Annotated in this window: 22 protein-coding genes and 2 tRNA genes; 4 read left to right on the top strand and 20 right to left on the bottom strand. The window is 66.9% G+C overall.

Annotated features, from left to right (window positions below; all coding sequences use genetic code 11):
- Window positions 1-12: 12 nt before the first annotated feature.
- Complete coding sequence (thiL, locus tag HTS88_RS10690; RefSeq protein ID WP_174178242.1) at window positions 13-963, bottom strand: thiamine-phosphate kinase; 951 nt, start codon at window positions 961-963, stop codon at window positions 13-15.
- A gap of 258 nt (window positions 964-1,221) precedes the next feature.
- On the opposite strand from thiL, the gene HTS88_RS10685 reads away from it, so the two are divergent.
- Window positions 1,222-1,725: a DUF3515 domain-containing protein gene (locus HTS88_RS10685; RefSeq protein ID WP_174178159.1), complete on the top strand. Its 504-nt coding sequence runs from the start codon at window positions 1,222-1,224 to the stop codon at window positions 1,723-1,725.
- Window positions 1,726-1,759: 34 nt separating this feature from the next.
- Here HTS88_RS10685 and HTS88_RS10680 read toward each other — a convergent pair whose 3' ends face one another.
- From HTS88_RS10680 to leuC, 6 genes are all read right to left on the bottom strand, one after another.
- Entirely contained in the window at window positions 1,760-2,908 is a 1,149-nt protein-coding gene (locus tag HTS88_RS10680; RefSeq protein ID WP_174178157.1) for a D-alanine--D-alanine ligase family protein, read from the bottom strand.
- A 2-nt stretch (window positions 2,909-2,910) separates the two neighbouring features.
- Window positions 2,911-3,963, bottom strand: coding sequence for an NAD(P)H-dependent glycerol-3-phosphate dehydrogenase (locus HTS88_RS10675; protein WP_174178155.1), 1,053 nt, complete (start codon window positions 3,961-3,963; stop codon window positions 2,911-2,913).
- Window positions 3,960-4,733 (bottom strand): lysophospholipid acyltransferase family protein, encoded by a 774-nt coding sequence (locus HTS88_RS10670; RefSeq protein WP_174178153.1) that lies wholly within the window; start codon window positions 4,731-4,733, stop codon window positions 3,960-3,962. The genes HTS88_RS10675 and HTS88_RS10670 overlap by 4 nt, the downstream gene beginning before the upstream one ends.
- 9 nt (window positions 4,734-4,742) lie before the next feature.
- Window positions 4,743-6,068 carry a UDP-N-acetylglucosamine 1-carboxyvinyltransferase gene (murA, locus tag HTS88_RS10665; protein ID WP_066276889.1) on the bottom strand — a complete coding sequence of 442 codons (1,326 nt, stop codon included), beginning with the start codon at window positions 6,066-6,068 and terminating at the stop codon, window positions 4,743-4,745.
- Window positions 6,069-6,219: 151 nt separating this feature from the next.
- Window positions 6,220-6,831, bottom strand: coding sequence for a 3-isopropylmalate dehydratase small subunit (gene leuD / locus HTS88_RS10660; RefSeq protein ID WP_174178151.1), 612 nt, complete (start codon window positions 6,829-6,831; stop codon window positions 6,220-6,222).
- An 8-nt stretch (window positions 6,832-6,839) separates the two neighbouring features.
- Window positions 6,840-8,294: a 3-isopropylmalate dehydratase large subunit gene (leuC, locus tag HTS88_RS10655; RefSeq protein ID WP_174178149.1), complete on the bottom strand. Its 1,455-nt coding sequence runs from the start codon at window positions 8,292-8,294 to the stop codon at window positions 6,840-6,842.
- Between the two features lie 113 nt (window positions 8,295-8,407).
- Here leuC and HTS88_RS10650 point away from each other — a divergent pair, with 113 nt between their 5' ends.
- On the top strand, window positions 8,408-9,127 hold the full coding sequence (locus tag HTS88_RS10650; RefSeq protein ID WP_066276894.1) for an IclR family transcriptional regulator: 720 nt from the start codon (window positions 8,408-8,410) through the stop codon (window positions 9,125-9,127).
- Between the two features lie 47 nt (window positions 9,128-9,174).
- Window positions 9,175-9,720: a DUF1697 domain-containing protein gene (locus HTS88_RS10645; protein ID WP_174178147.1), complete on the top strand. Its 546-nt coding sequence runs from the start codon at window positions 9,175-9,177 to the stop codon at window positions 9,718-9,720.
- Here HTS88_RS10645 and HTS88_RS10640 read toward each other — a convergent pair.
- From HTS88_RS10640 to HTS88_RS10605, 8 genes are all read right to left on the bottom strand, one after another.
- Window positions 9,698-11,314 carry a GTPase gene (locus HTS88_RS10640; protein WP_174178146.1) on the bottom strand — a complete coding sequence of 539 codons (1,617 nt, stop codon included), beginning with the start codon at window positions 11,312-11,314 and terminating at the stop codon, window positions 9,698-9,700. The two genes, HTS88_RS10645 and HTS88_RS10640, sit on opposite strands and share 23 nt — an antisense overlap.
- The gene (locus HTS88_RS10635) at window positions 11,311-13,104 is read right to left on the bottom strand and encodes a dynamin family protein (RefSeq protein WP_174178144.1); all 1,794 of its coding nucleotides are present in this window, start codon (window positions 13,102-13,104) and stop codon (window positions 11,311-11,313) included. The genes HTS88_RS10640 and HTS88_RS10635 overlap by 4 nt, the downstream gene beginning before the upstream one ends.
- A 112-nt stretch (window positions 13,105-13,216) precedes the next feature.
- Window positions 13,217-13,292 (bottom strand) — tRNA-Glu (locus tag HTS88_RS10630).
- Window positions 13,293-13,430: 138 nt separating this feature from the next.
- A tRNA-Gln gene (locus HTS88_RS10625) sits at window positions 13,431-13,502 on the bottom strand.
- A 158-nt stretch (window positions 13,503-13,660) separates the two neighbouring features.
- Window positions 13,661-14,398 (bottom strand): HAD family hydrolase, encoded by a 738-nt coding sequence (locus HTS88_RS10620; protein ID WP_174178239.1) that lies wholly within the window; start codon window positions 14,396-14,398, stop codon window positions 13,661-13,663.
- A gap of 13 nt (window positions 14,399-14,411) precedes the next feature.
- Window positions 14,412-15,926, bottom strand: a complete 1,515-nt coding sequence (gltX, locus tag HTS88_RS10615; protein ID WP_174178142.1) for a glutamate--tRNA ligase — start codon at window positions 15,924-15,926, stop codon at window positions 14,412-14,414.
- 50 nt (window positions 15,927-15,976) lie between these two features.
- Window positions 15,977-16,753 (bottom strand): fumarylacetoacetate hydrolase family protein, encoded by a 777-nt coding sequence (locus HTS88_RS10610; RefSeq protein WP_174178139.1) that lies wholly within the window; start codon window positions 16,751-16,753, stop codon window positions 15,977-15,979.
- 10 nt (window positions 16,754-16,763) lie between these two features.
- Window positions 16,764-17,594 (bottom strand): MBL fold metallo-hydrolase, encoded by an 831-nt coding sequence (locus tag HTS88_RS10605; protein ID WP_174178137.1) that lies wholly within the window; start codon window positions 17,592-17,594, stop codon window positions 16,764-16,766.
- 124 nt (window positions 17,595-17,718) lie between these two features.
- Here HTS88_RS10605 and HTS88_RS10600 point away from each other — a divergent pair, with 124 nt between their 5' ends.
- On the top strand, window positions 17,719-18,312 hold the full coding sequence (locus HTS88_RS10600; protein WP_174178135.1) for a hypothetical protein: 594 nt from the start codon (window positions 17,719-17,721) through the stop codon (window positions 18,310-18,312).
- A gap of 85 nt (window positions 18,313-18,397) precedes the next feature.
- Here the strand turns inward: HTS88_RS10600 and HTS88_RS10595 are convergent, their stop codons facing one another.
- The 5 genes from HTS88_RS10595 to HTS88_RS10575 all read right to left on the bottom strand — a co-directional run bounded on the left by HTS88_RS10595 (window position 18,398) and on the right by HTS88_RS10575 (window position 25,981).
- A complete protein-coding gene (locus HTS88_RS10595) occupies window positions 18,398-19,510 on the bottom strand; it encodes a branched-chain amino acid aminotransferase (RefSeq protein WP_174178133.1) in 1,113 nt (370 codons plus the stop codon).
- Window positions 19,511-19,613: 103 nt separating this feature from the next.
- On the bottom strand, window positions 19,614-20,666 hold the full coding sequence (locus tag HTS88_RS10590) for a 3-isopropylmalate dehydrogenase (protein ID WP_174178131.1): 1,053 nt from the start codon (window positions 20,664-20,666) through the stop codon (window positions 19,614-19,616).
- A 173-nt stretch (window positions 20,667-20,839) separates the two neighbouring features.
- A complete protein-coding gene (gene metG, locus HTS88_RS10585; protein ID WP_174178129.1) occupies window positions 20,840-22,399 on the bottom strand; it encodes a methionine--tRNA ligase in 1,560 nt (519 codons plus the stop codon).
- A 34-nt stretch (window positions 22,400-22,433) separates the two neighbouring features.
- Window positions 22,434-23,189: an ABC transporter ATP-binding protein gene (locus HTS88_RS10580; RefSeq protein WP_104184854.1), complete on the bottom strand. Its 756-nt coding sequence runs from the start codon at window positions 23,187-23,189 to the stop codon at window positions 22,434-22,436.
- Window positions 23,186-25,981 carry an ABC transporter permease gene (locus tag HTS88_RS10575; protein ID WP_174178127.1) on the bottom strand — a complete coding sequence of 932 codons (2,796 nt, stop codon included), beginning with the start codon at window positions 25,979-25,981 and terminating at the stop codon, window positions 23,186-23,188. The genes HTS88_RS10580 and HTS88_RS10575 overlap by 4 nt, the downstream gene beginning before the upstream one ends.
- Between the last annotated feature and the right edge of the window lie 82 nt (window positions 25,982-26,063).

Raw genomic sequence — 26,063 nt, 5'->3', positions numbered from 1 at the left:
TTGGCGGCAACCTTAGTGTGCAAAGTGATCCCATCCCCCGGTGTCCGCGGACCGGCCCGCTATCGTGACGCCCGGGCGCTCGTTGATTCCCAGTGCTTGTATTGAGCCTATCGCAGTGAATCCGGCGGGCAGCAGGGTGCCGGAGGGGAATGTGGCCAGCAGCCCGTGGTCTTCCCCGCCGCCGAGCACCCAGTCCCCGGCATCAGTGTGCAGATGTTCCGCTGCGTGCCGCAGGACGTCCTTGAGCCTCTCCAGCGGGCCCGGATGGAGGTCGACGGCGACACCGCTGGCTGCCGCCAGCCGCAAGCCGTCCCGCAGCATGCCGTCCGAGATGTCCAGCATCGCTGTTGCGCCGGCAGCCCTCGCGGCGGGTCCCGCGGCCAGGGGTGGCCGCGGCCTGCACTGAAGGCCGGCCAGCCCGCGGAGTTCGGCGCTGAGGGTTTCCAGCGGAATGGCGGACTCGAGCAGGGCAAGTCCTGCGGCGGCGTGGCCGGCGGTGCCTGCGAGGGCCAGGGTGTCTCCGGGTTTGGCCCCGGACCGGAGGACTGCCGGGCCGCCGTCAAGGGTGCCCAGCACCGCAACCGTCACGGAAATTTCCCGGCCGCGCCCCAGGTCGCCTCCGGCCACCGAGCAGGTGGCCGCGCCGAGGTCCCTGATCCCGGAGGTGAGTCCGTCCGCCAGGTCCTCCACCCAGCCCACAGGGGTGTCAGGAGGAAGCGTGAGGCTCACCACCAGCGAGGTTGCGCTGGCCCCCATGGCATTGATGTCGCTGAGGTTCTGCGCCGCTGCTTTCCAGCCGACGTCGAACCCGGTGGTTTTGTAGCCGCTTGGCCACTGGAGCCGGAAGTCCTGGTCCTGGACCTGTGTGTCGATGCTGATGACGGTCCTGCCGTCCGGGGCAGCGATCACGGCGGCATCGTCCCCCGGCCCCAGGAGGGTGGCGGTGCAGTGCGTGCCTTCCATGGCCAGCCGAGGAAAGATCCGGGCCAGCAGCTCGCCCTCGGAGAGGGCAGAAACAGGGAGGGCGGAGACAGGCGGGGCGGAGACCGTCAGCTGGGGCCGGTCTCCTGCGGGCTGGTCACTGCCGGATTGCGGACGGGGCTGCGGGCGGGAGGACAGGGGTTTTTCAGGCACCCCACTACGCTATCGCGGGGTCCTGACATTGGGGGCAGGCGGTGCCCGGCGTCGGGGCTGCCCCGCTGGCGGCGATAGGCTGGGGGGATGCACCGTCCCCAGCTTTCCCTGCCCGCCCGCGCTGCCAGGCTGGCACTGATTGGGAGCCTTGCGGCCATATCATTGACGTCCTGTTCGCCTCCCGTGGATGTTCCAGCCGCCCAGGACGCAGCCAACCCCGCCTGCGCTCCCATGATGGTGGCGTTGCCGGACGCGATTGGCGAGTACCCGCTCCGGAAGACCAACAGCCAGGCGACGGCCGCCTGGGGTGATCCTTCCCTGGTGATCCTCCGCTGCGGCGTCAACGTCCCGGGCCCCACGACAGACCGTTGCGTGACCGTTAACGGCATCGACTGGGTCATCAAGGAGGGCAACCCCGTCTGGACCCTGACGACCTATGGCCGCGAACCGGCAACCGAGATCCTGATGGACCCCGACAAAATCAGCTCCGCAACAGTCCTGGCAGACCTTGCAGCGGCCGCCGGCAAGGTACCGGCGGCCAGGAACTGCGTGGGCCAGGAGGACCTGCAGAACCTGCCGCCCAGCCAGTAAGCGAGCACGTTGCGGTCAGGGGCCGGTGGGGACGTCAGCGGAGCCCGGTTTTACGGTGCAGCGCCAGGTAGATCAGTTCATCGATGAGGTCTGCGTAGTCCAGCCCGGAGGCCGCCCACATCTGCGGGTACATGCTCTTGGGCGTGAACCCTGGCATGGTGTTGATCTCGTTGATGATGAGCTCACCGGCGGGGGTGTAGAAGAAGTCCACACGGCTCAGTCCTTCGGCACCTACGGCGTCAAAGGCTGCCGCTGCCAGCTCGCGGACCCGGGCGATGGCTTCCTCGGGAATGTCTGCCGGGCAGCTGAGGGAGGCGGCGTCGTCCTCCACATACTTGGCGTTGAAATCGTAGAACTCGTGGGTGCCGCCGGCCACGGAGATCTCCCCCGGCATGGAGGTCCGCGGAGCGTCTGTCCCCCTGCCTTCGAGGACAGCGCATTCGATCTCCCGGCCGATAATCCCGGCCTCGATCACCAGCTTGAGGTCGTGCTTGCGGGCTTCCTCGATGGCGGCGTCCAGGTCCGCCAGCGAATCAACCTTGGAAATGCCCATCGAGGAGCCTGCGCGGGCCGGTTTGACGAAGACCGGGAAGCCCAGCCTGTCCACCTGTTTGCGGACCAGCTCCGGGTCCTTGCGCCACTGACGGTCGGTGACCGCCACATACGGGCCCACGTTCAGCCCTGCCGCCTCGAAGACCACTTTCATGTAGTGCTTATCCATGCCCACGGCGGAAGCAAGGACGCCGGCGCCCACGTAGCGGGTGTCCGAGAGTTCCAGCAGTCCCTGGATGGTACCGTCCTCGCCGAACGGGCCATGAAGCAGCGGGAAAACCACGTCCACAGTTCCCAGCTCCTGGGGCACCTCGTTCGGGGACGCGACGATCAGCTGGTGTTCGCCCCCGATTTCCGCCAGGGTGACAGTCTGCGGTGACGGCACCACCTCGGGCAGAGCCGTTGACGCGAGGGACCATTGGGCGGTGTCGGCGCCCGCGAGGACCCACTGCCCGGTCTTGGCGATTCCAATCGGAATCACCTCGTACTTGTCCTTGTTGATGGCGCCGAGCACACCGGCAGCCGTTACGCAGCTCACGGCGTGCTCGCTGGAGCGGCCGCCGAAAAGTACCGCCACCCGGGGTTTCGCCCGCGGCGCGGTCTCCCCCGCGGCCAGGTTTTCGTGGGACATCGTCAGTAATCGCCTTCAGGTTTCAGTTCCCGGGACAGCAGGAGGGGCCCCAGTTGGTCAACGGACAGCTTGCCTGCCAGCACGGCAACGACGGCGGCCGTGATGGGCATCTCGACGCCCAGCTTGCCTGCCAGTTCGTGGACGGCCTGGCCTGATTTTATGCCTTCGGCGGTCTGGGTCATCTTCTGGCCCACCTCCTCCAGCGTGAGGCCCTGGCCGAGCAGGCGGCCGGCGGTGTGGTTGCGCGAGAGCGGCGAGGAGCAGGTGGCCACGAGGTCGCCCAGCCCGGCCAGGCCGGCCATGGTCTTGGCCTCGCCGCCCAGGGCCAGGGCGAGGCGGGACGTCTCGGCCAGGCCGCGGGTGATGACGGACGCTTTGGTGTTGTCCCCCATCTGTTTGCCCTCGCAGATGCCCACGGCCAGCGCAATGACGTTTTTTACGATCCCGCCGATCTCCACCCCAACGACGTCCGCTGTGGTGTAGGGCCGGAAGTACGGAGCGGTGCAGCTCCTGGCGATCCAGCCGGCAGCTGCGGAATCGGTGCAGGCAACCACCGATGCGGTTGGTTCTTCGCGGGCAATCTCCATGGCCAGGTTGGGACCGGACACAATGGCGATACGTTCGGCGGGCAGGCCCAGCTCCTCGCCGATGACCTCGCTCATCCGGGCGTCCGTGCCGAGCTCAAGGCCCTTCATCAGGGAAACCATCATGGCGTCCCGGGCGATCAGGCCCTTCCATTCCCGCAGTTGCGGCCGCAGGGACTGCGCCGGGACGGCGATGACCACGAGGTCCGCGCCGTCCAGGACGGCGGCAACGTCCGTGGACGCCGAGATGCTCTCCGGGAGCGGGACGTCCTTCAGGTATTGCTCGTTGACGTGGCTGGTGTTGATCTGGTCCACCACTTCAGCGCGGCGGCCCCACAGCCTGATGGTGCGCGGATCGCCTGCTGCCGCCGCCGCATCAGCCAGGATCTTGGCGAACGTCGTCCCCCAGGAGCCGGCGCCCAGCACGGCAACGGAACGGGCCGAGCCCGCTTCCCTTTCCCCAGCGGTCACGGAGTTTCCGTTCCGGTACCGGGCTGCTGCTGCCCGCGTTCCACGAACCTGCCGTGCTTCGCCTGCTGCTGCTTGGCCGGGTCCCAGCGCTCCGCGGGAGGCTCTTCCTGCCGGATCTCCGCCAGGAGGCTGGTGATTGCGTCCATGATTGCGTCCGTGGCGCCTGTCAGGGTGGCTTTGTCCAGCGGGCGCCCGGCGAAGGCGCTCAGGTCCACGGGATCGCCCACCACAACCCTGGACCGCTTGCGCGGGAACAGGTGGAACCGCTTGCCGTAGCGGGGGAAGACCTCATGGGCACCCCAGTGGGCGATCGGCACCACCGGGATGCCGCCTTCAAGGGCGAGCCGTGCGGCGCCGGTGTGGCCCTTCATGGGCCACAGCGCAGGGTCCCGGGTGAGGGTGCCCTCGGGATAAATGATGATGGCGCCGCCCTCGGCAACAATCTCCTGGGCGAGCTGCAGCGAGCGGTTCGCCCCCGCCGTCGAACGTTCCACGGGGATCTGCTTGGTGGCCCGCAGGACCCAGCCCAGCACCGGGACCTTGAACAGGCCGGACTTGGCAAGGAAGTGCGGGGCAATCCCGTGGTTGTAGAGGAGGTGGCCGATGATCAGCGGATCGATCTCGGTGCAGTGGTTGGGCGCCGCAATGAAGCCGCCGGCAGGCAGTTTCGCGGTGCCCTCCCACTTCTTGTCCATCATGAGGTTAAACAGGGGGCGGACTATTCCGGCGACCACCGCAAGGGTGGCGCGGCTCTTGGCCGGTTCTTTCACGTCTGCCCGCTACTTCGTGGTGGTGATGTCGAAGTCGGCACCCAGCCCGGCCAGTTTTTCGGTAAACCGTTCGTAGCCGCGGTTGATGATGTCGATGCCGGTCACGCGTGAGGTTCCCGTGGCCGCCAGAGCCGCAATCAGGTGGCTGAAGCCGCCGCGCAGGTCCGGGACGTCGATATCGGTGCCCTTGAGCTGGGTAGGTCCGGAGATCACGGCCGAATGCAGGAAGTTGCGCTGGCCAAACCGGCACGGGACGCTGCCCAGGCATTCACGGTGCACCTGGATGCTGGCTCCCATCCGGATGAGCGCATCCGTGAATCCGAAGCGGTTCTCGTAGACGGTCTCGTGGACGATGGAGACGCCTTCGGCCTGGGTCAGGGCCACCACCAGGGGCTGCTGCCAGTCCGTCATGAAGCCGGGGTGCACGTCAGTCTCCAGGACCAGCGGGTTGAGCTTGCCGCCGTGGTGGTAGAAACGGATGCCGTCCTCGCCGATGTCCATCCCGCCGCCCACCTTGCGGTAGGTGTTCAGGAAGGTCATCATGTCCCGCTGGGAGGCGCCCTCAACAAAGATGTCGCCCTTGGTGACCAGGGCAGCAGAGGCCCACGACGCTGACTCGTTCCGGTCCGAGAGCGCCCGGTGGTTGTAGCCGCCGAGGTCGCGGACACCTTCAATGCGGATGGTCCGGTCCGTCTGGACGCTGATGATGGCGCCCATCTTCTGCAGCACGGCAATGAGGTCGATGATCTCCGGCTCGGTGGCGGCACCGGAGAGCTCGGTGATGCCCTCGGCGCGGGTGGCGCTCAGCAGGACTTGCTCGGTGGCGCCCACCGACGGATACGGAAGGGAGATCTTTGCCCCGTGCAGGCCCTTGGGTGCCGAGATGTGGATCCCGCCGGGGCGCTTCTCCACCACGGCACCGAACTGCCGCAGCACGTCCAGGTGGTAGTCGATGGGGCGGTCGCCGATTTTGCAGCCGCCGAGATCGGGAATGAACGCCTCGCCGATGGCGTGGATCAGCGGTCCGCACAGCAGGATGGGAATCCGGGAGTCGCCTGCGTGGGCGTCAATGGCAGTGCTGGAGGCCGTCTTGGCTGCCTTCGGATCCAGCGTGAGGTCGCCGTTGACCGGGTCCTTGACCACGGTGACGCCATGCAGCTGCAGGAGGGAGGTGACCACCTCCACGTCCTTGATCTCCGGAACGTTCCGCAACACCGAGGGTTCGTTGCCCAGCAACGCTGCCACCATCGCCTTGGGGACAAGATTCTTTGCTCCCCTGACGCTGACGCGGCCTGTAAGCGGGACTCCGCCGCGGATTGTCAGAACACTACTCATATACCGGTTTCCTTACGATCACTCGCCCCCAAATCCTTGCAAAGGCTCCAACCAAGCATAGGAGGTTGCGTTACCGAACCGAAATACGCGGGCGACGGCGGCAGGGCGTGGCGCGCCGCCGTCGCACCTTTTAAAGACATGCAGCTCTGCTTCAGCCCGCGGAGGAAAGGCGCGCAGGCAGGGTTTTGGGCTTGAACGAGGGCCGGGTGGCCTCGTAGGCCGTGATGTCCGCCTCATGCTGCAGGGTCAGCCCGATGTCGTCCAGGCCTTCCAGCAGGCGCCAGCGGGTGTAGTCGTCGATCTCGAAGGGCGCAACGATGTTGCCGCACGCCACGGTCTTGGACACCAGGTCCACGGTGACTTCGGTCCCCGGAGCGTTCTCGAGCTCCTTCCAGATGAGCTCGATGTCGTCCTGGGAGAGCTCGGCGGCCAGCAGCCCCTGCTTGCCGGAGTTCCCGCGGAAGATGTCGGCGAAGCGGGAGGAGAGGACGGCTTTGAAGCCGTAATCCTTGAGCGCCCAGACGGCGTGCTCGCGGGACGAGCCGGTTCCGAAGTCCGGGCCAGCCACCAGCACGGAGCCGGCAGTGAAGGGCTCCTTGTTGAGGATGAAGGACGGGTCCTTGCGCCATGCCGAGAACAGGGCGTCCTCGAACCCTGTCCGGGTGATCCGCTTGAGGTAGACGGCGGGGATGATCTGGTCCGTGTCCACGTTGCTCTGCCGCAGCGGGACGCCGATTCCGGTGTGGGTGGTGAACTTTTCCATGGCGTGTCCTAGGCTGCGTCGGTGCGGATGGCGGCGGATTCGGGGGCCGGATCAAGGTCCGACGGCGAACTCAGGGTGCCCCGGATGGCGGTGGCAGCGGCGACCACCGGGGAGACCAGGTGGGTGCGGCCGCCCTTGCCCTGGCGTCCTTCGAAGTTGCGGTTCGAGGTGGAAGCGCAGCGCTCCCCCACCTCCAGCTGGTCCGGGTTCATGCCCAGGCACATGGAGCAGCCGGCGAAGCGCCACTCGGCGCCAAAGTCCTTGAACACCCGGTCGAGGCCCTCGGCCTCGGCTTCCAGCCGCACGCGTGCGGAGCCCGGAACAACCAGCATCCGGACGTTGGGGTCCTTTTGGCGTCCGCGGATGATGTCCGCGGCAGCGCGCAGGTCCTCCATGCGGGAGTTGGTGCAGGAGCCCAGGAACACCGTGTCCACGCGGATTTCCTTCATCGGGGTGCCTGCCTCCAGCCCCATGTACTGCAGCGCACGCTCGGCGGCTGCCTTGGCGTTCTCGTCGCCGAAGTCCTCGGGCGACGGCACGGACTCGGACAGCGAAACTCCCTGGCCGGGGTTGGTGCCCCAGGTGACGAAGGGCTCCAGGGTGTCGGCGTCCAGGTCAACCTGGGCGTCGAAGACGGCGTCCTCGTCAGTGCGCAGCGTGTTCCAGTACTCGACGGCGGCGTCCCAGTCGGCGCCCTGGGGAGCGTGCGGGCGGCCCTCCATGTAGGCGTAGGTGGTTTCGTCCGGCGCCACCATGCCGGCGCGGGCACCGGCTTCGATGGACATGTTGCAGATGGTCATGCGCGCGTCCATGGACAGCGAGCGGATGGCGGACCCGCGGTATTCCAGGACGTAGCCCTGCCCGCCGCCGGTGCCGATCTTGGCAATGACGGCCAGGATGATGTCCTTGGCGGTGACGCCGGGACGCAGTGTCCCCTCGACGTTGATGGCCATGGTCTTGAAGGGCTTCAGGGAGAGCGTCTGGGTGGCCATGACGTGCTCCACCTCAGAGGTGCCGATGCCCATGGCCAGGGCGCCGAAGGCACCGTGCGTTGACGTGTGGGAGTCGCCGCAGACCACTGTCATACCCGGTTGGGTGAGGCCCAGCTGCGGGCCGACCACGTGGACGATGCCCTGCTCGGCGTCCCCGAGGCTGTGCAGCCGCACGCCGAACTCCGCGCAGTTGTTGCGCAGGGTCTGGATCTGGGTGCGGCTGGTGAGGTCCGCGATAGGCTTGTCGATGTCCAGCGTGGGGGTGTTGTGGTCCTCCGTGGCGATGGTGAGGTCCGGGCGGCGCAGCTTCCGGCCGGCCAGCCGCAGGCCTTCGAAGGCCTGCGGGGACGTCACTTCGTGGACCAGGTGAAGGTCGATGAAGAGAAGGTCGGGCTGGGCGTTGGCACCGTCACCATCACCTTTGCGCACCACATGTGCGTCCCAGACTTTCTCGGCCAATGTCTTTGCCATGGCCATCTCCCTTCACTGCTGTTTGGCTGATGAGATCAACTGAATCAGGACGGCTCGGCACTGCGCCAGCCAAAAGATTTGCATCTCAGATATTGAGACGGCAATATCATTACATGGACAATTCTAGTGGAGTCGGTGTCATTGATAAAGCGGCCCAGGTGCTTGATGCGCTCGAAGCCGGCCCCACCACGCTGGCACAGCTTGTGGCAGCCACGGGCCTGGCCCGGCCCACTGTCCACCGCCTGGCCCTCGCCCTGGTCCACCACCGCCTCGTGAGCCGCGATATCCAGGGCCGTTTTGTCCTGGGAAGCCGCCTGGTTGAGCTGGCATCGGCTGCAGGCGAGGACCGTCTGATAGCTTCCGCGGGGCCCGTCCTGATGCAGCTGCGCGACGCCACCGGCGAAAGCGCCCAGATTTTCCGCCGCCAGGGTGACTGGCGCGTGTGCGTGGCCTCGGCCGAACGGCCTATCGGCCTGCGCGACACCATCCCCGTGGGTACCCAGCTGTCCATGAAGGCAGGGTCTGCGGCGCAGGTACTGCTCGCGTGGGAAGACCACGACCGTCTTCTCGAAGGCTTGCAGTCAGCACGTTTCACGCCGACGGTCCTGGCCGGAGTACGACGCCGGGGCTGGGGCCAGAGCCTCGGGGAACGGGAGCCGGGAGTCGCCTCCGTCTCCGCACCGGTGCGGGGACCGTCCGGCCGGGTCATCGCCGCGGTTTCCATTTCCGGGCCCATTGAGCGCCTCACCCGCCAGCCCGGCCGGCTGCACGCGGAAGTGGTGTGCAACGCCGGACGGCTCCTCACCGAAGCCCTCCGGAAGAACAACGACTGACGCCCGGCAAAGGCCGCAACCGGCCCGCCCGGCGCTAGGATTTCGCCATGGGCAGCTATGCGGTTTTCCTCCGTGGCATCAACGTGGGCGGCATCAACATCAAGATGGCCGCCTTGCGGGACGCCCTCCAGGCTGCCGGCTTCCAGGACGCCGGGACACTGCTTGCGAGCGGAAACGTCGTCCTCACCAGCACCCTCGGAGCCGCCGCTGTCAAGCGCACCTGTGAGAAGTGCCTCAGGGATGCCTTTGGCTATGACGCCTGGGTGGTGGTCCTCGAAGCCGGCCGGGTCGCAGAACTCGTGGCGGCGTGCCCCTACCCTGCCGACGACAAGGCCACCCATACCTACATCACGCTCTCCTCGGACCAGGAAGTGCTCGATGAACTCGACGCGGCCGGGGCTGCACTGGAAGGACACCAGCAGAAGAGGCTGGGGCCGGAGGCGCTGGCCTGGCTGGCACCGGCAGGCGGAACCCTGGACAGCCCCTTCAGCAAGATCTCCGCAAAAGCCAGGTTCAAGGCCGCAACCACGACGCGCAACCTGCGGACGCTGGTCAAAGTCCGGGATGCTGCTAGCCGGTTGCAGCCGTCCTGAGTGCAGCATCGAATGCGGCGTGCCTGCTGACCTCCAGTTCCACCGGTTCCACCACGAGTTCCTGCGCAACGGCAGCCACTGCGGCTTTGAGCCTCTTCCGTGCCCTCGCTGCCCGTAGGTTGGCCGCAGCAGCGGCTATGAAGCGGCCGGTGATGGCCAGGAAAATACCCAGCACCACACCCCCGGCAATCATCAGGGTGGGGATTGGCCACCCCTCCACCCGGGGCACCTCAGGCACGGGCATCTGGAAATAGCCCAGGGCCGCCAGGACGCCGAGCCAGCCCAGCCCGCCCAGGACGGTGAGCAGCGCCAGCCACTGCACCACGTTGAAAACTCCCCACCACCAGGACTTCCGGTTGGCGGCGAGGTCCGTTCCGGCGATGGCCTGGTCAAGGGCATCGGGCAGCCGCTCCCGGCCCTCCCTGGCGGCTCCCCGGATGGCCGCCCGCCAGGGCCCGGGAGCGCCGGTGCTCGCGGCGTCGGCGAATTCACGCACGGCGGCGTCCGTGCGTGCCCGCTCCGGCGCTCCTGCCGGTGGCAGTGATGTCCGGTTGAGCTCCGATGGCGCCGCGCTGCGCAGGTTGAGCCGCCGCAGCGGATCAGCACGGAACCGGGAGAGCCATCGGGTCACGGGCCAGCCCGTGCGCCTGACGGACTCCAGCCGGTAGGACTGGCCCACCGCGCGGACCACCACGGGAACGTTGGCTGCCACAGCCAGTTCGTCGGCAAGGCGGGTAATGGCCGCAGGCCGTACACCGGCTGCGGTTCCCTCGCCGGACACCGCGCCCAGCTCCGCTGATGCCCTGGTGACATCGGCAGCAAGCCGCTGCGACTGGGCCTTGCGTTTGACGGCAACCCCACGGATGGCAGCCCGGACCTGGTCAATGCCGGCTCCCGTCAACGCCGAAGCCGCAAGCACCTGGACCTTGGCAAGTCCGTCGCGGGCAAGGATGGAGCGCAGGGATTCCAGGACGGGCTGCACATCACGTTCCGGCAGCCGGTCCACCTGGTTCAGGACCACCAGGGTCACCGCGCCATGCGAGGCCAGGCGGGACAGGAAGTCGTTGTGCACGGCCGCGTCGGCGTACTTTTGCGGATCAAGGACCCACACCAGGACGTCCACCATTCCCACCATCCGCTGGACCACCTCACGGTTGGATGCCTTGGTGGAGTCGAAGTCCGGCAGGTCCAGCAGGACCAGGCCGGTGTCCTCGTCCGCGAATCCTTCGACGGCGGCGGCGTGGTGGCGGTTGCGGACCTCCAGCCAGTTCAGCAGCGGCTCGCTGCCGTCCGCACCCCAGATCCCTGCCAAAGGTTCCGACGTCGTTGGACGCCGCGCTGCCGCCGTCGCAATTTCCGCGCCGCTGACCGCGTTGAAAAGCGAGGATTTTCCGCTGCCCGTGGCACCGAAGAATCCCACCACGGTGTGGTCCGCGGAAAGCGACCGCCGTGAACTTGCGCGCTCCAGGACACTGAAGACTTCCTGCAGGGACTCGTCCGGAAGGACGCCTTGGCCAAGCTCGCGGGCGTCGTTGAGGGCGGAAAGCCGGCGGTCCAGCCGGGTCGCCTCCCGGGTATCGCTGTGGCGGCTCATGCGTTGTCCGCCAGGCGCACCAGCGCGGCGGCGTGCGCGGCCAGGGTGTCGGGGATGCTGCCGTCGTAGTCCGGCAGGCGGGAGAGGAACTTGCGCCTCTCTTCCTGCAGCAGCACCTGGCATCGGGTGTGCAGGTCCTCGCGCGCTTTTTCGGCCATGCGCCTGACGGCGTCCTCGCCGAAGACGGCCTCGAGCAGCCGCTGGCCCACGACGGCGGTTCCTCCGGCGACGCCCACCTCGAGTCCCGTAAGCCCGGCCGTCATGGAAAAGACGACGATCATCAGCGCGGCGCCGAGTCCGTTGATGCCGAAGGAGAGCCAGCGGGCCTGCGTCCGCTTTCCCTGGCCCTCGGTGCGGATCATGTCCATCAGGGCTTCCTGCCAGGCCCGGATCTCAGCGGCGGCGCGGTCTTCAAAGCCCGGAGTTGTGCCGGAGAGGTCATCCGTACCCAGCAGCTGGCGCCCGGCGGGATCGTTCCGCCAGCGCTGGTCTGTGTCCTCGGCGGCATTGGCGGCCTCGTCAACAATGACAGCCTGCAGGCCGGTCTCGATGGCAGCTTCCACCCTGACGGCGGGTGCGGGTTCACCACGGAAGAAGGCACCCACCCGGTCGCGGAACCGTCCCACGTTCTGCTCGAGCGTCCGGAAGAATTCCCCCGTACCCACAAAGTCCTGCCAGCGGGCCAGCACCTCTCCCCTCAGGAGGGCGCCGTCCCTCGTGGCATCGAGGATGCGGTCCGCAGCGTCCCCGTAGGCCCCGACGGCGGCATCCTCGAGGTTGGCGGCGGCGTGCTGCTGCTCCCGGGCGGCCAGCGCGACGGCGGAGACGCGCCCTGCCATCGCCCGGACGGTTCCGTTCAGGGTGCGGCGGGCGATGTCGGACCGGCCGGCGGCGTCGGCCGCCAGGTCAGCCAGCCAGGCCCGCAGCGGCTGGACGGCCCCGGCGGGCAGCATGCCCATGGCATCCAGGGTGGTCTCCGGAATGATGAACAGCTGCGCCGCGCCGAGCCCTTCCCGGTCGAGGAGGCTGCGCAGGTCCTCGCTGACTTCTTCTTCCGCCCCCGCGGGAACCCTGTCCAGGACCACGCCCACCATGATGTCCCGCGACGCGGCGTTGAGGAGCAGCTTCCAGGGAACGGCGTCGGCGTAACGGTTGGCAGTGGTAACGAAGACCCACAGGTCGGCGGCGGCCAGGAGCTGGGCGGCCAGCTTGCGGTTGTCGTCCGAGATGGAATCAACATCCGGGGCATCCAGGACGGCAACTCCGGCGGGCACTCCCGGGTCTGCCACAAGGACAAGGGAAGACATGGCGGCTGCATCCGGAACCGCTCCTGCCCGGTTAGCGGGCAAGGGGCTGTTGGTGACGGACCCACGGATCCTGCTGAGGCTCGGCAGCACGCGCTGCCCCTCGAACCAGTCCGCCTCCGATGGGTGGTGCAGGAGGATCGGCTGGCGGGTGGTGGGACGGATGGCGCCTGCGCGGGTGACCGGGTGCCCCACGATCCCGTTCACCAGGGTTGACTTGCCCGCTCCCGTGGAACCCCCGACGACGGCCAGGAGCGGAGCGTCAAGGCTTCGGTACCGCGGAAGGATGTAGTCATCGAGCTGGGCCACGGCACTCGCGGCCTCACGCCGGGCCTGCTCCGAATCAGGCAGGGCCAGCGGCAGCTCGGCAGCGGCCAGATCCTCGCGCACCTCTTCCAGCAGCGCGACGGCCGCCAAGGCTGCGGCGCTGCCCGCGGGCGTGCGCTGCGCGTGGTTCGGGTGGTCCTGCTCGTTGGGGGAGGTCACAGCAACATCATGCCAGTTCGAACTCTCCACGGCCGCAGTAACGGCGCGCGTTGCCGGTGGGCACCAGCACACAACAAAAATGGCCCCGGGCGTGTGCCCGGGACCATTTCGTTGGTGACCCCAGCGGGATTCGAACCCGCGTTACCGCCGTGAGAGGGCGGCGTACTAGGCCGCTATACGATGGGGCCGTGTACTTTACCGTACTTTTACCAGCGTTTCCGCTGGTCAAGCTCAGTGATTGTTTCATACACTTCGCTTCAGTTTCAAATCGGCGAACCGGCTGAAACCTTCCGTTTTGAGCGCTGAAATCAGCTTTCAAACCAGAGCTGGGATACCAGGACTCGAACCTAGAATGACGGTACCAGAAACCGTAGTGTTGCCAATTACACCATATCCCAATGATACTTTCGGGCCGGTTTTCAGGGCGTTTACCCTGCTCCGTGCGCCTCAGCACGAGAAATTACTTTACCCGAGACTTCGTGCTCGCACAAATCGGGCTCCGGCGTGCCGGTCGGGGACGCGGGCCGGGCGTACGCCCGGCCCGCGCCGAGCGCCCTCAGGCGACAAGTTCGCCCAGCGACGACACCATGTTGCCCCGGAATTCCTTAACCTGCTCCCCCGCCCTGTTGAGCCAGACGCCCAGGAGGCCGGCCGCCGTCGAGCCTTCCGCGTCCAGCAGGCGGTTGTCCCCGACGTAGAGCGTTTCAGCAGGTCCGGTGCCCAGGAGCCGGACACCTTCCAGGTAGATGGACGGATCTGGCTTTGCCACGCCCAGCGTGTCCGTCCCCACCAGGCGCCTGACGCGTCCAAGGCCTGCGCCGTCCAGCTTGGCGCGCTGATAGTCGTGGACGTTGTTGCTGACGGCGCCGTAGGGCACGCCGGCCTGGTCCAGCAGGTCCAGCAGCGGCATGACATCCGGGAAGGGCTTCACGTAGGCGGGCTGCTTTTCCACGTATGCCGTGAGCCACTGGTGGGATTGCTCACCTTCTTCCAGCTCAACCCCGAAGTGGCCCAGGGCAGCGCGGCCGCGCAGCAGCCGCTGCTCGTTGAACGTCAGTTCCCCGGCCAGGTAGCGGTCGTAATAGTGGGTGGTTTCGTGCGTGAAGATGCGCCCGAACCGCTCCCAGCCGGCCTGGTCCATGCCGGGCAGGAGGTGTTCGCTGACCTCCCGAAGGGCTGTGGTCATCGAAAACTCGAGGTCCACCAGGGTGTCGTCTATGTCGAACAGGACCCCGCGGACTGACCCGAAGGGCGTGTCCAGGACACCGGCGCCGGCCCTTCGGGAAGCTGTCATCGCCGTGCGGTCATCAGCCACGGAAGGCCCGGAGCCTGCGAAGGGAGGATTCCCTGCCCAGGATCACCATGGACTCGAACAGCGGCGGGGAGATGCGCCGTCCGGAAACAGCGGTACGCACGGGTCCGAACGCGAGCCGGGGCTTCAGGCCCAGGTCTTCCACGAGCGCCTGCTTGAGCGCTGCCTGGATCTCTTCGGCGGTCCACTCCTGGACACTGTCGAGGGCCCCAATAGCGGCATCCAGTACCTCGTCGAGGTTCTGCGGAAGGCCCTTCCGGGCGTCGTCGGCAACGTCAATGGCGTCGTCGTCCTTGAACAGGAATCCGAGCATGTCCGGGGCCTCGCCCAGAAGCGTGATGCGCTCCTGGATCAGCGGCGCGGCTTCGGTCAGGATGTCCTCCTGCCGCGCCGTGAGCTCCTCCCCCACATAGCCGGCAGTGCGCAGGTAGGGCACCAGCCGCTCCCGGAAGTCCCCGGGGGCGAGCATCCGGATGTGGGTCCCGTTGATGGCTTCGGCCTTCTTGATGTCAAACCGCGCCGGGTTGGCCAGGACGTCGTGGACGTCGAAGTTTTCGATGAGCTGGTCCACGGTGAAGATGTCCTCATCGGCGGAGAGGCTCCAGCCCAGCAGGGACAGGTAGTTCAGGAGGCCCTCGGGAATGAAGCCGCGGTCACGCAACAGGAACAGGTTCGACTGGGGATCACGCTTGGAGAGCTTCTTGTTGCCTTCACCCATGACGTAGGGCAGGTGGCCGAACTCCGGCATGTAGCTGGCAACACCGAGCTCCATGAGTGCACGGATGAGGACAACCTGGCGCGGCGTGGAGGACAGCAGGTCCTCGCCGCGCAGCACGTGGGTGATACCCATCAGTGCGTCGTCAACCGGGTTCACCAGTGTGTAGAGAGGGGAACCGTCAGCGCGGACAATGACGTAGTCCGGGATGCTGCCGGCCTTGAACGTGATCTCGCCGCGGACCAGGTCGGTGAAGGTGACGTCCTCGTCGGGCATCCGGACCCGCAGCACGGGCTGGCGGCCCTCGGCTTTGAAGGCGGCCACCTGTTCGTCGGTGAGCTCACGGTCAAAGTTGTCGTAACCCAGCTTGGGGTCGCGGCCGGCGGCGCGGTGGCGTGCCTCGACTTCCTCGGGGGACGAGTAGCACTCGTAGGCGTAGCCGCCCTCGATCAGCTTGGCCACGACGTCCTTGTACAGGTCCAGCCGCTGCGACTGGCGGTAGGGCTCGTGGGGGCCGCCCACTTCGACGCCCTCTTCCCACGTGATGCCAAGCCACTTCAGCGCCTCGAGCAGCTGCAGGTAGCTTTCCTCCGAGTCGCGCGCCGCGTCCGTGTCCTCAATGCGGAACACGAAAGTGCCCTTGGTGTGCTTGGCGTGGGCCCAGTTGAAGAGGGCCGTCCGGATCAGCCCGACGTGCGGAGTGCCGGTGGGCGACGGGCAGAACCGGACCCGCACGGGCGTGTCGGCGGAAACGGGGGGCAGGGAGGCAGCATTCGACGCGGAAGCAGTAGTCATAGTGGCTCCAACTTTACCGTCTGCCGCCAGGGGTCCGGGCGGCCCCGGCGTCAGCGGCGGACTATGGGGTTGGACAGGCGGCCGATGCCCTCGATCTCCACCTCAAAGCGGTCGCCGGCGCTGACCAGGCCCACTCCGGCGGGCGTTCCGGTCATGATGACGTCGCCGGGCAGCAGGGTGAAGGCCTGGGACACGATGGACACCAGTTCGCGGACGCCCCGGATCATCTGGCTGGTGCTGCCGTCCTGCCGCAGTTCCCCGTTGAGCCGGCCCTGGATCTGCAGGTCCTCGGTGTCCAGGTCCGTCTCGATCCAGGGGCCGAGCGGCGCCGAGGTGTCAAAGCCCTTGGCCCGGGTCCACTGCAGGTCGGTCTTCTGGACGTCCCGGGCGGTGAGGTCGTTGCCGCAGGTGTAGCCGAAGATGACATCGTCCACGCGGTCCTCGGGCACGTCCTTGCAGATCCGCCCGATCACCACGCACAGTTCCGCCTCAAAGGAGACTTCCTCGGAGAAGTCCGGCAGCACCACGGGATCGTTGGGGCCCACGACGGCGGTGTTCGGCTTCAGGAACAGGAGCGGCTGGGCGGGGACTTCATTGCCGAGTTCATGGGCGTGCTCCACGAAGTTGCGGCCCACGCCGATGACCTTGCTGCGGGGGATGATCGGCGCGAGCAGCCGGACGTCCTCCAGCTTGTGGCGGACGGAGGTTCGCTCCACGCCGTTGAAGAAGGGGTCTCCATGGATGACAGTGATTTCCTCACTGCCGGCGTCACCTTCGACGACGCCGTAAAGGGGATCAGAATCAACAACAAACCTGGCAATACGCATGGCTCCTACCCTACCGTCTTGCCGGGCGTGGCTCCCCGGGCCGCTGCTGGCCTGCGTCTCCGCGAAGGTAGTGGAGCTGGGCCGAGACGGACGTTTCGGCAGCGCGCCGCACGGAAGGGTCGACGTCGGCATAGACGACGTCCGCGACGTCACGGGCGGTGGCTTCCGGCCCGAGGCTGGCCAGTGCATTTCGTACCTGTTCGAGCCGGTCCAGGCGGTGGCTGCGATAGGCACGGGCAACGTCGGCCAGGGACGGAAGGGTGGGGCCGTGGGCGGGGAGGACAGCTGCGGGACCAAGTGCCTCAAGCTTGTCCAGCGAGCCAAGGTAGTCGCCCAAAGTCCCGTCGGGGTAGTCAAGCATGGTGGTGCCGCGGCCGAGGATGGTGTCGCCGGAGAGAACCGAACCCTGCGGGCCGTCACCGGGCAGGTGGAAGCAGACCGAATCTGACGTGTGGCCGGGAGTAGCCAGCACCCTCACTTCAAGCCCTGCCGCATGGATCACCTGCCCGTCCTTCAACGGAGCGCCTCCGCCGTAACAGTGGGCCGTGCCTGCCGCCCGCACCGGGGCACCGGTCAGCTGGTGCAGCCGTGCAGCACCGGCGGTGTGGTCCGCATGGCGGTGGGTCACGAGGACCAGTTCCACGGGCCCGGCCGCAGCGAGTGCCCGCAGGTGGGCCTCGTCCAGTGGTCCTGGATCCACCACCACGGCGCCCGGGCTGCCGGGCGCCCTCAGGACGTACGAGTTGGTTCCGTCCAGGCTCATGGGCCCGGGATTGGGCGCCAGGACGTACTGTGTCAGGGCGGAGCTGCGCTGGAGGACGGGACCGGAAGCTGAAGTCACCCTCCCATCCTTTCACTGCCAGGTGCACCACTGCCGTTCGCGCCGCCGGAATAGAACAGGCAGGTTTCCGGGTTGAGCACCAATGAAGACCACACGACCTCCCAGGAAGCCGGAACCGGACACCATGAGCACAACCTCACTAACTGACCTCCTCGCCGATGCTGACGCTGCCGGCCACGACCATGCCGCAACCGGGAAGAACAGTGGACTCCAGCACATCCACAATCACGCGACGGGCAGCATCGTGTGGTTTCCCACGTGGAAGAAGTTCCGCGAGACCGACGATTGGAGTGAGGCGGTGGAGGGGGTGGCCGAGGATTTCCGGTCGGGGGCAGCACCCGTGGACGAATGGGCGGCGAAGTTCCTGGCTGAAGACCTGGATGTGCTCCTGACGCGTGCTGCCGCTTCAAGCGACGCAAACGTCTTTGTGCAGGAAAACCTCGTGCACCACCTGACCCGGACCTGGGCCGTCGGCGATGCCGTGGCGAAGGCAAAGGGGCAGGATCTTCCCACGGGCGGCACCACGCCCTCCGTCTTTGCCGGCTATCCCTATGACGTGTACGCCCAGGACGGCGGCGCCTTCGCAACGGCGCTTTGGAACGATGTCATTGACGCCCGTCGCAACCGGGCCATCGCAGAAGAAGCGGCCCGCAAGGCGCTGAAGCCTGTCTCGCGGAAGGCGCTGAAGAACGCTGCCCGTAAGGCCGCACGGCGCTGACCAGCCCGCCGGCTGGCGGGTGAACGAACGGCGCCCGCCGGGACCAAGCCCGGCAGGCGCCGTCGTACGTTCATAAACCGGAAGGCTAGGCCAGGCGGGTCAGCCAGCCGTGCGTGTCCGGCACCGTGCCCGTCTGGATGCCGAGCAACTGCTCGCGGATGGCCATGGTGGTCTCCCCCGCCTTGGCGTCCTCGGAGCCGATGAACTCGGTGGCGTCCTTAAGGACTCCGATCGGCGTGATCACGGCTGCGGTGCCGCAGGCGAACACCTCGGCAATGTCACCGGAGGCAACGCCGTCGCGCCATTCATCGAGGGTGATCTTGCGCTCGGTGACCTCGCGGCCCATGTCCTTGGCCACCTGGATGACGGACATCCGGGTGATCCCTTCGAGGATGGTGCCGGTCAGCGCCGGGGTGACCAGTGAGCCGTCCTTCATCACGAAGAAGACGTTCATGCCGCCCAGTTCCTCGACTGCGTTGTCGTTGAACTGGTCGAGGAAGAGGACCTGCTTGCAGCCGTTGGCTTCAGCCTCCTGCTGGGCGATCAGCGACGCCGCGTAGTTGCCGCCGCACTTCGCATCGCCGGTTCCGCCGCGGCCGGCGCGGGCGTACTCCCGCGAGATCCAGATGGACACGGGCTTCAGTTCGCCGCCGAAGTAGTTGCCGGCCGGTGAGGCGATGACGCGGAAAGAGACTTCCCGTGCGGCGCGGACGCCCAGGAAGGCCTCGGTGGCGATCATGAACGGCCGCAGGTACAGCGCCTCACCTTCGCCGGCGGGGACCCATTCCTTGTCAATGGCAACCAGTTCACGGATTGCCCCGAGGAAGTACTCGGCCGGCAGTTCGGGAAGGGCGAGCCTGCGGGCGGACTTGTTCAGGCGTGCCGCATTGGCTTCGGGACGGAAGGTCCAGATGGAGCCGTCGGCATGGCGGTACGCCTTGAGCCCTTCGAAGATCTCCTGGCCGTAGTGGAAAACAGCTGCCGACGGGTCCAGGACGATTGGCCCGTACGCCTCTATCCGGGCATTGTGCCAGCCGCCCTTGCCGTTCTCGTCCACGCTGTAGTCCACGATGGCGGTGTGGTCGGTGAAGTGGTTGCCGAATCCCGGGTTGGCCAGGATGGCTGCACGCTCTTCAGCAGACTTCGGGTTGGCCGAGGGCTGCTGGGTGAATTCGACGCCATGGGCAGTCTGGGTCATGGTTCCTCCACGATCGGCCGCCCCGGGTTCAGCGCTGAACGGCAGGGCGGCATTTGGTGATTCGAGACAAGCTTACGCCCGATGCCTGCGGCTCCGGCGCGGGTTAGAGTCCGGCCGCGATGGCATCGCCTACGGCACTCGTGCTGCGGGCATCGCCGTCGCGCTTTTCGACGTCGGCAGCCACCGCGGCTTCGATCTTGCGGGCCGCGGCGGTGTAGCCGAGGTGGTCCAGCAGGAGCGCGGCGGACAGGATCGCGGCGGTCGGGTCGGCCTTGCCCTGGCCGGCGATGTCCGGGGCGGAGCCGTGGACCGGCTCGAACATGGACGGCGCCGTGCGGTCCATGTTGATGTTGCCGGACGCGGCCAGCCCAATACCGCCCGTCACGGCTGCGGCAAGGTCCGTGAGGATGTCGCCGAAGAGGTTGTCCGTGACAATCACATCGAAGCGCGACGGATCCGTGACCATGAAGATGGTGGCGGCGTCCACGTGCAGGTAATCGTGGGTGACGTCCGGGAACTCGATGGCGACGGCCTCGACCGTGCGCTTCCACAAGTGCCCTGCGAAGACCAGGACGTTGTGCTTGTGGACCAGGGTGACGTGCTTGCGCTCCCGGGCGCTTGCACGGCGGAATGCGTCGCGCACAACTCGCTCCACGCCGTGCGCGGTGTTCAGGGAGACTTCGGTGGCCACCTCGTGGGGGGTCCCCGCACGCAGGGTGCCGCCGTTGCCAACGTAAGGGCCTTCGGTGCCCTCGCGGACCACGATGAAGTCGATGTCGCCCGGGTTGGCCAGGGGGCTGCCCACGGTGCCGTACAGCTTGGAGGGGCGCAGGTTGACGTAGTGGTCCAGGCTGAAGCGGAGCTTGAGCAGCATCTCGCGTTCGATGATCCCCGACGGGATCCGCGTGTCGCCGGGGGCCGCGCCCACTGCGCCGAACAGGATGGCATCCCGCCTCCGGAGGTCCGCGAGGACTTCGTCCGGCAGGGTCTCCCCCGTGGCCAGCCAGTGCTCAGCGCCGAGCTTGTAGTGCGTCTGCTTGAGCTCGACGCCCTCCGCCGCCACGGCCTTCTCGAGGACCTTGACTGCCTCGGCAATCACTTCGGGGCCGATGCCGTCGCCAGGGATAACTGCAAGATCGATGGAGGATGCGCTCATGGATTCAGGTTAGCCAAGTTATCCATATGCTGGTCAAGCTGTCTCATAATCCGAACACCCCAGGGACGCTCCCTCACTTCCTGCCGGAAAACAACCAACGCTCTCCCACCGCCTGTCCAGGGGTGAGAGAGCGTTGGGCCCAAACGTGCAGGAAGTGAGAGAGCGTGGCAGCGTCAGGCCCCGGCCGGCTCCTCGTATTTGGGGAACACGGGCGACGGCGCAGGCAGCTCGGTCCCGGCCACAATCCGGGTGGGGATCGCTGCGAACTGCCGGGCTTCCCCCTCGGGCTGGCCTAGGGTTGCCAGGAGCGCACCGGTGGCCCGGGGCATGACCGGCTGTGCCAGGATGGCCACGATCCGCAGCACCTCAAGGGTCACGTACAGCACCGTGTTCATGCGTTCGACGTCGGTCTTCCGCAGCACCCACGGCGCCTGCTCCGCGAAGTAGGCATTCGTATCTCCCAGGACACCCCAGATCGCCTCGAGCGCGCGGCTGAACTCCTGTTTCTCAAAGGCTGCCCGGGCTGCGGCAAGGAGGGCGTCGGCCTGGGCCAGGATGGCAGTGTCCGCGGCAGTGAACTCCCCCGGGACGGGAACGCGCCCGCTGCAGTTCTTGGCCACCATGGACAGCGACCGCTGGGCCAGGTTTCCGAAGTTGTTGGCCAGGTCCGAATTCATCCGCCCCACGATGGCGTCGTGGTTGTAGCTGCCGTCCGCGCCGAAGGGCACTTCCCGCAGGAAGAAGAAGCGCACCTGGTCCAGTCCGTACTGTGCCACGAAGTCCGCCGGGGCAACCACGTTGCCCAGCGACTTGGACATCTTCACGCCGTTGTTGTGCAGGAAGCCGTGGATCATCACCCGCTTGGGCAGCTCCAGGCCCGCGCTCATGAGGAAGGCGGGCCAGTAAATGGCGTGGAAGCGGGAGATGTCCTTGCCGATGATGTGGACGTCAGCAGGCCAGTACTTCCGGAAGTTCTCCGAGTCCACGTCCGGGTACCCCACGCCGGTGAGGTAGTTGGTCAGGGCATCCACCCACACGTACATCACGTGCTTGTCGTTGCCCGGGACCGGGACGCCCCAGTCGAAGGTGGTGCGGCTGATGGACAGGTCCTCCAGGCCTCGCTTGACGAAACTGATGACTTCGTTGAAACGGTACTGCGGGGCGCCGAATTCCGGGTGGGCCTCATACAGGGCAAGGAGCTTGTCCTGGTAGGCCGACAGCCGGAAGAAGTAGCTCTCCTCGGCCGTCCAGGTCACCTCGGTGTCCGTCTCCTTGGAGTAGCGCACGCCGTCGTCCTTGACCACGGTGTCGTCCTCACCGTAATAGGCCTCGTCCCGGACGGAGTACCAGCCCTCGTACTTGGACAGGTAGATGTCGCCGTTGGCTTCCATCTTCTTCCAGATGGCCTGCGAGGCGGCGTAGTGGTCCTCGTCTGTGGTGCGGATGAAACGGTCGTAGGTGATCCCCAGGGCGGCGTGCGCCGCCTGGTAGATCTCCGCGTTCCGGTCCACCAGCTCCTTGGGAGTGATGCCTTCCTTTTCGGCCGCCTGGGCGATCTTCATCCCGTGCTCGTCCGTCCCGGTCAGGAACATCACGTCAAAGCCGTCCAGCCGCTTGAAGCGCGCCATCGCATCGGTGGCAATGTACTCGTAGGCGTGGCCGATGTGGGGCACACCGTTGGGGTAGGTGATGGCCGTGGTGATGTAGAACGGCGTTTTCTCTGAAGCAGTCACGTGGAGGACGTTACCTTCGGTGGGGAGGGACGGGCTAGATGAGTTCGGTCAGGGTATCGCTGAGCCGGACAAGTTCGTGGTCGTGCGAGGCCACCAGCACGGCGATGCCGTCGGACGTGGTGTCCTTCAGGATGCTGATGATGCGGTTGGCGGAGGCCCGGTCCAGGCTCGCGGTGGGCTCATCCACCACCAGGACCCGGGTGCCCAGGATCAGGGCACGGGCAATGGCCACGCGCTGGCGTTCGCCGCCGGACAGCTGGGCGGGACGGTGCCGCATGCGCCGGCCCAGGCCAACAAGGTCCAGCAGGTCCTTGGCCATGTCCCGCCGCTGGTCCACTTCGCCGTCCGGAACGGCCGGGAGGAGCACGTTCTCGAGGGCGCTCATTCCGTCGATCAGGGCGCCGCCCTGGTCAACGTACCCGATCAGCGCACGACGGCGGTCCGCGATTTCGTCGTCGCCCATGCTTTCGAGCGAATCGCCTTCCCAGAAGACGCGGCCCGACGTCGGCAGGGTCAGTCCGGCGCCGACGGTCAGGATGCTGGTCTTGCCGGAACCGCTTCGGCCGGCGACACAGTGCATCTCACCGGCGTGCAGGGTCAGGTCGAAGCCTTCCACCACGCTGACGGCTTCGGCGCCGCCCTTGCCCCCGCCGTAGCGGATGGTGATGTCGCTCAGTTCCAGCGGCGTGGCGTGGTCGGCGGCCTTGACGATGGTGTTGGCCCGGGTCTGCAGGGGGACCTCACCGGAGCCGGACCGGCGGCTCCGCTGGACGTTGGTCGGGTTTGTCATTGGACCACTTTCGTTGCAATCGGTATCCAGCAAAGTACAGCCACGAGGCCGGCCACGCCCGCCCACAGCGCGGCGTAGGGTGCCAGCAGCAGGCCGATGCCCAGGGCGCCGAGGACGCCCAGGGGCAGGGCCACGGTTCCCACCAGCGCGTTCTCGAACAGGCGGACCTGGCGGAGCATGTCCGGATTCCAGCCCATGGCCTCGAGGATGCCAAGGTACTGGCGCTTGGCATTGAGTTCAAACCGCCCGGTGACCAGGGTCAGCACAAGCCCTACGGCAACTCCGGCGAGGGCCAGGAGGATGCTCGGCAAGGCAACGCTGGCCGCGGCCAAGCCGCTGAGCGCACTGGCGCCGGCGGCGCGCGGGATGTCGATGAGCAGGGCGGCCAGGCCGCCTGCTGCAGCCCCGAACACGCCCACGGCTACGGCCAGGGACAGGGTGTTGAATTTGTTGGTGCTCAGCTGGCGGTTGGCGAAGGTCAGTGGTGAGTCCACAGGAATCAGCCGTTCGTCATGCTGCGGTTCCTGGTCGATCTCGTCGCGGTGGCGCAGCTGCTGTGCGGCAAAGAAGGCCGCCGCCGCGTACAGCACCAGGACTGACGCGGAGACCAGGGCAGTGGAAAGGCTCCAGCTGGCCAGGCTCAGCACGATCCCGGCCACGGCGAGCAGGACCGCTCCGACGCCGAATTCCTCCAGGACCCAGCGGCGGATCCGGCCCTGGGTCCAGCCCATGGCACGCAGGGTTCCGGCTTCGCTCCTCCGCTTGCGGATGTAGCTCACCGTGGATGCGCCCGTCAGGAGGGCTGCGCCGCAGAGCGTCAGGAAGAGCAGGGTGATGTTGGTGCCGGACAGCGACCCGGTAACAGCCTCCGCGGCGTTCTGCCGGACCCAGGACTGCTGGACGGTCCCCAGGGCGGATTCCTTGCCGGCGTCGTCCTTGCTGTAGCCCGGGACGAAGATGCTGGCATCCTCCCGCGCGGACCCGGCCACAATGGTGGCCTCCAGGCCCATCTCGCGGATTTCGCCGGCCAGCTGTTCGACGTCGGGCTGCGCTTCCTTCCAGCTTCCGGGCGCTTTTGCACGGACACGGACGGCGTCGATGACGCTGGCGTTTTCGGTGTAGCCGCGGGCAGCAGCAAGGCCGTAGTAATCCGTGATGGCGCCTGCGGACTGGCTGGCGAGCCCGGTGGCGCTCAGGGAAGGCTCAAGTTCCGTGGCGGGGACTTCGTTGCCCGCAGCGTCCTTGACCAGCGTGAACGGGGTGGGGTCGTAGCCGCCCAGCGGCAGCTTGTTGACGTCGCCGGCGGCAGCGGCGACGGAGGCGGGATCGAATGTGCCGTAGACCATGGCCAGCGGGGCGGCTGCCTGCTCCCCCGTTGCCAGGTTTTCCCGGTAGGAACGCTCATCCACGGGTTCGCGCTGGGTCTGGTCAACGGGCGTGCCGTTGGCGCTCTTCTCGGGAAGCCGGTTGACGGTGACCCATTCACCGGGCACTGCCGTCTTTTCCTCGGCACCGTTGGCGGCTGCTTCGCCGTCGGTGTACTTGGGCGCCGCAGCGAAGTCGGTGCTCCAGGTGGCGGGAGTGTAAAGGCCCTGGTTGAAGTTGCCGCTGCTGCCGAGCAGTGAGGAGTGGTCCGTGGAACCCGGCCAGGAGAGGACGAAGGGGTCCTTTGAAACGAACGGCAGGTAGTCCTTGTCCAGGGAACGCGAGACGGTGCCGACGTCCTTGACGACCTTGCCGGCGTCGTCGATTTCTTCGATCTTGACGTTGTACTTCAGGTCCAGGGACGTCCCGGAACGGACGATCAGGGGAATGGCCTGGGAATCATCAGTCAGCTGCCCGTTCCGCTTGGCCTGCTGGTACTGGGTCATCAGCGGCGCCCAGTACTTGAGCTTGACGCCGAGGAAATCCGGCCCTTCCTCCAGCTCGTCCAGGCTGATGCCGTTGGTGAACAGTCCCTCGAGGTAGCGTCCCACCGCGCCGGCGTCGCGGGCATCGGCCGGCGGCGCCTTCTCCAGCGGGGACAGGAAGTCACCGGCGGAACCCAGGAGGGCCCGTTCGGCAGCCGGGTCGACGGCGACCACGGATTCCGTTATCTCGGGGGCCATGGGCAGTGACACGGAAAGGTTGAAGAGGTTGTGCTCGGAGCCGCCGGCCGGTGCGGGAAACTTGATCCCGGTTTCGTCTGCGGGACCTGCGATGCGGATGCTGCTGCCGCCGGCAGTTTGCTCCTCCACGAGCCTGGCCTTGCCAAGGGTGCCTTCGGCGGTGGACTTGAAGAGGGTCTGCTCGGAGACGCCGTCGGAGCTGACCGCACTGGCCGTCAGGCGGTACTTCCGGGTTTCATCGCCCAGGACCGATTCGGCGGCCGGCCACTGGTCCGGGGCGGTTGCTCCGGCGGCCTGGTCCGCGGTTGCGGTGCCGGCCAGCCCGGCGTTGTAGCCGAGGTAGTCCATGGCATCGAGGCGCGGGGATTCAAGGTTCTGGGTCACGCGGGAGACAAGGCTGATCGGGGCTGCCACGGAGGTGCCGGAGAGCTTCCTGATGGCCTCCAGCTGCTCGAAGCTGATGCCGCCGGAGCCGTTGGCGATCTCGGGCTGCATGAGCGAGCTGGAGGGGGCCTTCGCCTGGACCAGGACGTCGTAGAGGCCGCGTGAATTTTCATCAACGGTCCTGTTCAGTGCGGCCTGGGACTGGCTTTGGACAAGGACCGACAAGCACATGGCTGCGATCAAGATGGCCGCGGTCAACAGCAGCACTTTGCTTCTGATGAACCTCTGGACGGCGTTCATGGAACTCCCTGAAACCTGGATTGCGTGCGCGCACCCGGACGGCGCCCATGCGGACATGGACGATCACGGACGGATGTGCAAA

Source organism: Pseudarthrobacter oxydans (genome assembly GCF_013314975.1).
Taxonomy (GTDB): Bacteria; Actinomycetota; Actinomycetes; order Actinomycetales; family Micrococcaceae; genus Arthrobacter; species Arthrobacter oxydans.
Note: the sequence above shows the minus strand (reverse complement) of the source record. Positions and strands in the feature narration are given on the sequence as shown.